Consider the following 6802-nt stretch of genomic DNA (forward strand, 5'->3'; position numbering starts at 1 on the left):
GGCGCCCCACCGGGCGCTGTGTCCGCTCGCACCGGCCCGCCCGCCGCGACGAGCCGCAGCTCCCGCTCCGCCTGCTCGGCCGGCAGCCGCTCGGCCGGGTCCTTGCGCAGCAGCCCCTCGATGACGGGAGCGAGCGGTCCGGCCCACCGCGGTGGCGGCAACGGCTCGTCCACCACGGCCCGCAGGGTGCCGAGCGGGGTGTCCTGCCGGAACGGGGAGACGCCCTCGACGGCCGCGTACAGCAGCACACCCAGCGACCACAGATCCGACGCGGGACCCGGAGTCCGCCCCAACGCCCGCTCCGGCGCCAGGAACTCCGGTGAACCGATCACCTCGCCCGTCATGGTCAGCGCGGAGCTGCCCTCCACCGTCGCGATCCCGAAGTCGGTCAGCACCACCCGGCCGTCGTCGGCCAGCAGCACGTTCGCCGGTTTCACGTCCCGGTGCAGCACCCCGGCGGCGTGCGCGGCGCGCAGCGCGGACAGCACCTCGGCACCGATGTGCGCGGCCCGCCGCGGCGGCAGCGGACCCTCCGCCTCCAACCGGTCGGCGAGGGACAGCCCGCGCACCAGCTCCATCACGATCCACGGCCGGCCGGCCTCCACCGCCACGTCGTACACCGTCACCACGTTGCGGTTCGCGACCCGCGCCGCCGCCCACGCCTCGCGCTCCAGACGCGCGTACAGCCGCTCGACCTCGTCGCCGGGCAGCCCGGCCGGCGCCCGCACCTCCTTGACGGCCACCTCGCGGTGCAGCACCTCGTCCCGGGCGCGCCACACGGTCCCCATGCCGCCCTCGCCCAGCGGGGACAGCAGACGGTAGCGGCCCGCGATCACACGCTGCGGGCCCGGCTCCTCGGACACGGGTGCCCCCCAAGGCATCTCGCGCGAATCCTCCTTGAAAAGTAGCTCAGCCCAGCGCGGACGCGGCCCCCCTGAGCACCAGTCCCATGCCCAGTGCGAGCACGACCAGGGCCGAGGCGAGCGGCAGGGTCCGGCGCGCCAGGACGGCCACCGGGTGGGCGCGCCAGCGCGGGCGCCGGTCCAGCACCCGCACCGCGCCCGCACCCAGCCGGACGACGGCGAACCCGGCGGCGGTGAGCGTCAGCGCGAGACCGGCCCCGTACGCCACGACGAGCAGCAGCCCGAACCAGGCCTTGCCGAGCGCGGCGGCACCGACCAGGACGACCACGGCGGACGGGCTGGGCACCAGCCCGCCGGCGAACCCGAGCAGGATCGTGCCGCGCAGTGTGGGTGCGGTGGGGTGGCTGTGGGTGTGGCCGCCGTGGGTGTGCGTGTGACCGCCGTGGCTGTGCGTGTGGCCGCCGTGGCTGTGGCCGGTGTCGGCATGCGTGTGATCACCGTGGCCGTGCGGGTGGGGGTGTGCGTGGTCCCCATGGGCGTGTTCCCTACCGTCCAGGTGGTGATGGTGGTGCGGGCCACTGTGTCCGGCACCCACAGCCGCCAACTCCCGCGGCGCCGCAGCGTCATGGGCCGCGACGGCCGCCCGCACACGGGTGCGCCAGGCCCGGCGGACGAGGGTGACGCCCGCCGCCAGCACCAGGACCCCGCCGGCGAGGCCCAGCCAGGAGATCACCGCCGGCGTGGCGGCGGAACCGGCCGTGACGAGGAGCCCCAGGGCGACCACGCCGAGGGTGTGGGTGACGGTGACCGAGGCGGCCATCGGCAGCACGTCCCGGGGCCGGGCCCGGCCCCCGCGCGCCGCCGCCGTCGCCGCCATCAGGGTCTTGCCGTGGCCCGGCGCGAGCGCGTGCAGCGCGCCCAGGGCGACCGCGACGAGCAGGGCCAGACCGGCGAACCCGACGGTGAGGTCCTGCCGGGCCACGAGGTCGTCGAGGGCCCGGGTCCAGCGGTCGGCGCCCCGGGGGAGCACACCGGCGCCCGGGGCCGCCTGCCGCTCCGCGTCCGCCCCGAGCGCCGGGCCGCCGGGCCGCACCCGCAGCGAGGCCGTCCCGGTGTCGGCCGGGGAGGACAGCAGGTCCCGGGGATAGGAGGTCAGTTCCCGGGACACCGAGTCCTGCGGCACGTCGGACGCGGTGAGCGTCATCCGGTCGCCCCGCGCCGTGATCTCCCGCCAGCCGGGCCCGCCGTCGGCGCCAGCGCCCCGGAACTCCACGGCGACGGTGCCCGCGCGGGGCAGCGGGGCGGTCAGCCGGCACTCCACGCGCAGGGTGTCGAGCCCGGCCTGGCCGGGACGCGTGCGCGCGCTGCTACGGGCGGCCGTGAGGGCGGTCGTACGCCCGTCGACACGCAGGCCGCTGCCGGCGGCGGCCCGTGCGCACCGCTGCCGGGCCCACGCGCTCAGCCCCAGCCGCTCGATGTCGGCCCTGGCCTGGGTCGCCGGGATCTCGGCGAGGTCCTCCACATGGTCGACGCGGAGCTGTCCGGGAGCGGCGACCAGGCCGTCGTAGCGATTGACGGTGAAGTTGCCGAGGGGGTGCGCGCTCGCGCTGCCGGCCGGCAGGAGCGCCAGGGCGCACACGGCGATCAGGACGCACAGCAGACGCGGTGTCACTCGGTTCCCTCCAGCGCCTTACGGGCCCGTGCCGCACCCAGCGGGGAGAAGCCGGGATTCAGTTCCAGGGCCGAGGCGAGCCAGGTGCGGCCGGCCGTCCGGTGACCGGTGGCCAGCTCGATCACGCCCCGGTGGTAGCGGAAGGCGGCGCTGCGGTAGCCGGTGGCGGTGGCCCGGCGGGCGTACGGCAGGGCCTCGGCGTCGCGGCCGTTGACGTGCAGCGCCCAGGCGAGGGCGTCGGCGGTGTGCACGGTGTGCCGGCGGGCCCATTCGGCGCGGGCCGCGCGCAGGGCGGCCCGCTTGTCGCCGTGGTCGGCGGCGGCCAGCGCGGTGTCCAGGTCGGCGTTGACGCCGTTGGCACGGGCCAGCGCGATCCAGGCGTCGACCAGCGCGTACTGCCGCTGGGCCCGTGCCCGGTCGCCGGCCGCGCCCCGCGCCTCGTACAGCTCGCCGAGTTCGACCAGCGGGCCGGGCAGCGGGGAGCGGGCGACCACCGCCTCCATGTCCCTGACGGCCCCGGCGCGGTCACCGCCGGCCGCCCGCGCGCGGGCCCGGCCCTCCAGCGCCGGCAGGTAGCCGTCGTCGGCGGCCAGGGCGCGGGCGCAGAAGCTGAGTGCCGCCTTGTAGTCCCCCTGGTTCCAGGCGAGTTGTCCGAGCTGTGTGGCCACGTACGCCGTGTCGCCCGGTGAGACTGCGGCGGACAGCGCCTGCTCCAGGACGCGGCGCGCCGTGCGTACGTCCCCGCGCAGCTCCTGCACGTAGGCGTACCGGGTGAAGACCGGCACGCCCGGCTTGCGCGCGTCGGCGGTCCGCGCCGCCTTCGCCGCGTCGGCGTACCGGCCGAGTTCGACCAGGGCGTCGATCCGGGAGGACAGCGCGCGCTCGCTGTAGGGGTTGCGCCGCAGGGCCGCGTCCGCGAAGGACAGGGCGCCGTGGAAGTCGTGCCGGGCGGCGGCGAGGGCGGCGCGGCCTGCCAGGGCCTGGTCGTTGTCCGGCGCCAGCGACAGGGAGCGCCGCAGCGCCTGCTCCGCCTGCGGGTACCGGGACGGATCGCCCTTGGTCCGCGCCTGCTCGACATAGGCCAGACCGAGGGTGGCCCAGCCGCCGTGGTCCTTCGGCTGGGCCCGCAGGTGCGTCTGGAGCGCGGTGATGCTCGCGTCCAGGTTCCCGCCGCTCAGCACCCCGGGGTCCACCGCGCCGGCGGCGACCGGCGCGGACGCCTGCCCCCGGTCCGCGCCGAGCGCGATCGCACCGCCGGTCAGGGCGACCGCCAGCAGAGAGGCGGCGGCGACGAGCTGGGCGCCGCCCCGCCACAGCCGCCGGACCGACCCGACCCGCCGAACGGCGGCGACCCGCTCGTCGCCGTCCGTCTCCTGCCCGACGGTCGCGCCGTCCCCGGCGCCGCCGTGCTCGTCGGGAGCGGAAGTCACGGGCGCCGGTGCGGTCGGCGCCGGCCGGGGCTCGCCGCTCACGCTCACCTGCTGCGCGTCCTGCTCGTCGTCCTGCCCGCGCGGGCCCATGCCTTCTCCTCCGTCGGTCGTGTGGGAGGCGCGGCCCGCCGTGGGGGAGAGGAGCACGGGCCGCGCCGGTCTGGGTGGATGCGGGATCTAGTACGGGCGCTGCAGGCGCCGGCGCCACCACGCGAAGGCGGTGCCGATCAGCAGGATCCCGGCCGCGCCGGAGGCCGCCGAGGCGGCGATCAGCACGGTGTTCCCGGAGCCGCCGGAGGCGGACCCGGCCGGCTGGAGGGCGTCCCCGAGCTGGCTGCGCACGTCCGTCCCCGCCGTCGTGCCCTTGGCGAGCCGGCCGCGCGAACCGGCCGTGGGCTGGGCGATGTACGGGAAGTAGCTCTCGAACTTCTTGTCGTTCTTGTCGACCGCGTCACCCAGGTCGTTCTTGGAGCCGACCAGTTCGCCCTCGACCACCTGCAGCGCCGCGTCGATCACGTCGTCGCCCAGCCGGCGGCCGTTCGGGAAGCCCGCGTTGTCGCCGTCCAGCACACCGAGCCGCTTCGGGTGCATGCTCGGCTTGATCGAGGTGTTGAGCCGCAGCTCCTCCGAAGGCGTCACGTGCGGCGGCTGGTTGAGCCCCTTGACGCCCTTGAGGAAGACGTCGACCAGGTCGTTGCGCGGCTCGGCGGGTGCCTTGATCTTGTAGATCGACTCGATGAGCTTCGGCAGCTCCGGGTTGGTGACGTTCTTCAGGAACTGCGCGTCGTACGCGGGCTGCGAGGCGTTGAACCTGTCCTTGTCCTTCTGCGGGTTGACGACCTCGTTGACCAGCGGGTTGCCCAGGCGCGAGACCTGGCTGTAGTAGCCCTGCGCGTTGCGGCGCTGCGCGGTCGACCAGATGCCGACGACCGGCTGGTGGGACGACTCGCGGATCAGGTCGTTCGGCACCTGGAGCGCGATCGTGTTGACGTTGTAGCCCTTGAGGGTGTCCCGGCCGACCTCGGTGAGGTTGCCGCCGTAGAGCAGGTCGAAGACGCGCAGGTCCGCGAAGAACGGGTCGTCCGCCTGGCCGGCGAAGGTCGCGGCACCGCCCGCCGTCTTGTACACCGCCTGCGCGCGCAGCTTGCCGTAGTCCGGCATGGACGCCTTGCCGACGTTCGACGGCGCCACCGGCACGTCGTCGGCCAGCTTGGTCCTCGACATCTCGTGCCCGCCCCGGAGCTTGATGAGGTCGATGTCGTACGTCTGGGTGACGTTGAGGTCGGGGTCGTCCAGGCTGGTGACCGGACCGGTGTTGTAGAGGAACGTGTTGCCGTTCTTCGTGTGCGTCTTGAAGGTGTAGCGGAACACCAACTCGCCCTGCGCGTCACCGTTGTTGTCGATGTGCAGGTCGTACTGGGCGTCGTCGGCGAACGTGTAGAAGTTCGGTCCGCCGGCCGGTTCCTCGAACGGGGTCCAGTTCGCCACGATCGTCGTCGTGTCCGGCTTGTCCGGGCTGACGAACGCGTACAGGTCGGTGTTGTCGTACTGCGGCGTGCCCGAGATCAGCGGGGCCTCGCGGTGGGAGGACGCGGAGGCCGCCCCGGGTGCCAGGGTGGCGACGCCGGCGGCCGTGAGCCCTCCGGCGGCCAGCGCCCCGCAGATGAGCGTGACCAGTCCGGTGCGTCCCGTGCCGCGCCCGGTGGACGCCCTCCCGGAGAGGGCGCCCCTGGAGAAGAGAGGTGTCATGCCGTCCGTCCTCAGTGCCGACTTGCCTTTGACGGACGGGTATACGGAGCGGAACCGCCGATCGGTTTGGTCGACGGCGAAAAACTTTTTCCCGGTCCGGGACCCGCGTTTTCGGCCCGCTGATCCGTACCCCCTCGGGGAGGTGTGTCTCGGTGCGGATGCGCGGTGCGCGAGGAAGAGCCGGCTGCGGCCACGGAGAGGGGGCCCGCGTGCAGGCGGACGAGCTGCTGGTGCTCGTGGCCGGCGGCGACCAGAGGGCGTTCGAGGAGTTGTACGGACTGGTGTCCGGGCCGGTGTACGGCCTGGTGCGTCGGGTGGTGCGGGACCCCGCCCAGTCCGAGGAGGTCGCCCAGGAGGTGCTGCTCGAACTGTGGCGCTCCGCCGCCCGGTTCGACCCCGGCCGGGGCAGCGCCCTGTCCTGGGTCCTCACCCTCGCCCACCGCCGCGCCGTCGACCGGGTGCGCAGCGCCCGCGCGGCCGGCGAACGCGAGCAGCGCGAGGCCCTGCGCGCCGGGGAACCCGCCTTCGACCAGGTCGCCGAGGAGGTCGAGGCCGGCCTGGAACGCGAGTGGGTGCGCCGCTGCCTGAACCGGCTCACGGCCCTGCAACGCCAGTCGGTGACCCTGGCCTACTACGACGGGTACACCTACCGTGAGGTGGCCGAGCGGCTCTCGCTGCCGCTCGGCACGGTCAAGACGCGGATGCGCGACGGACTCACCCGGCTGCGCCAGTGCCTGGGAGGCGCCGCATGAGCATCCTCGGCAGGCTGCTGCGCCGGGAGGACCCGCACTCCCTCGCCGCGCCCTACGCGCTCGACGCGCTGGAACCGGGCGAGCGGCGCCGCTTCGAGAAGCACCTGGCGGGCTGCGACCGCTGCGCCGCCGAGGTGCGGGAGCTGGCCGAGGACGCCGTCCGCCTCGCCTGGTCCGCGGCGGCCCCGGCGCCCCCCGCCCTGCGCGAGCGGGTCCTGGCCGCCGTCCGCACCACCCCGCAGGAGCCGGCACGCGGCCGCGCGGGCACCCGGGACCGGGCGCCGGACCGGGAGCGCGTGCCCCAGCTGCCGCCGCACGTCTGGGGCACCCAGCCCC

The 6802-nt window shown here is 75.2% G+C and carries 6 protein-coding genes; 2 read left to right on the forward strand and 4 right to left on the reverse strand.

Features of this window, described 5'->3' with window-relative positions:
• The 4 genes from ABZV94_RS39215 to ABZV94_RS39230 all read right to left on the reverse strand — a co-directional run.
• On the reverse strand, window positions 1-881 hold an 881-nt coding region (locus ABZV94_RS39215), incomplete at its 3' end, for a serine/threonine-protein kinase (protein ID WP_356349473.1).
• A gap of 28 nt (window positions 882-909) precedes the next feature.
• A complete protein-coding gene (locus ABZV94_RS39220; protein ID WP_356349475.1) occupies window positions 910-2535 on the reverse strand; it encodes a nickel transporter in 1626 nt (541 codons plus the stop codon).
• Complete coding sequence (locus tag ABZV94_RS39225; RefSeq protein ID WP_356349477.1) at window positions 2532-4055, reverse strand: tetratricopeptide repeat protein; 1524 nt, start codon at window positions 4053-4055, stop codon at window positions 2532-2534. Before ABZV94_RS39225 ends, ABZV94_RS39220 begins: the two co-directional genes overlap by 4 nt.
• Before the next feature lie 87 nt (window positions 4056-4142).
• Entirely contained in the window at window positions 4143-5714 is a 1572-nt protein-coding gene (locus ABZV94_RS39230; RefSeq protein ID WP_356349479.1) for a DUF4331 domain-containing protein, read from the reverse strand.
• Window positions 5715-5923: 209 nt separating this feature from the next.
• On the opposite strand from ABZV94_RS39230, the gene ABZV94_RS39235 reads away from it, so the two are divergent.
• Both ABZV94_RS39235 and ABZV94_RS39240 read left to right on the forward strand, forming a co-directional pair.
• Window positions 5924-6466: a sigma-70 family RNA polymerase sigma factor gene (locus ABZV94_RS39235; protein ID WP_356349481.1), complete on the forward strand. Its 543-nt coding sequence runs from the start codon at window positions 5924-5926 to the stop codon at window positions 6464-6466.
• Window positions 6463-6802 (forward strand): zf-HC2 domain-containing protein (locus tag ABZV94_RS39240; protein ID WP_356349483.1); only part of this gene is annotated, 340 nt, incomplete at its 3' end. The genes ABZV94_RS39235 and ABZV94_RS39240, both read left to right, overlap by 4 nt.

Origin of the sequence: Streptomyces sp. NPDC004658, assembly GCF_040609555.1 — a bacterium.
Classification (GTDB): Bacteria; Actinomycetota; Actinomycetes; order Streptomycetales; family Streptomycetaceae; genus Streptomyces.

Bases quoted from the DNA above. Each gene is read 5' to 3' on its own strand.
- ABZV94_RS39225 (WP_356349477.1), bottom strand. From the start codon at position 4,055: ATGGGCCCGCGCGGGCAGGACGACGAGCAGGACGCGCAGCAGGTGAGC.
- ABZV94_RS39230 (WP_356349479.1), bottom strand. From the start codon at position 5,714: ATGACACCTCTCTTCTCCAGGGGCGCCCTCTCCGGGAGGGCGTCCACC.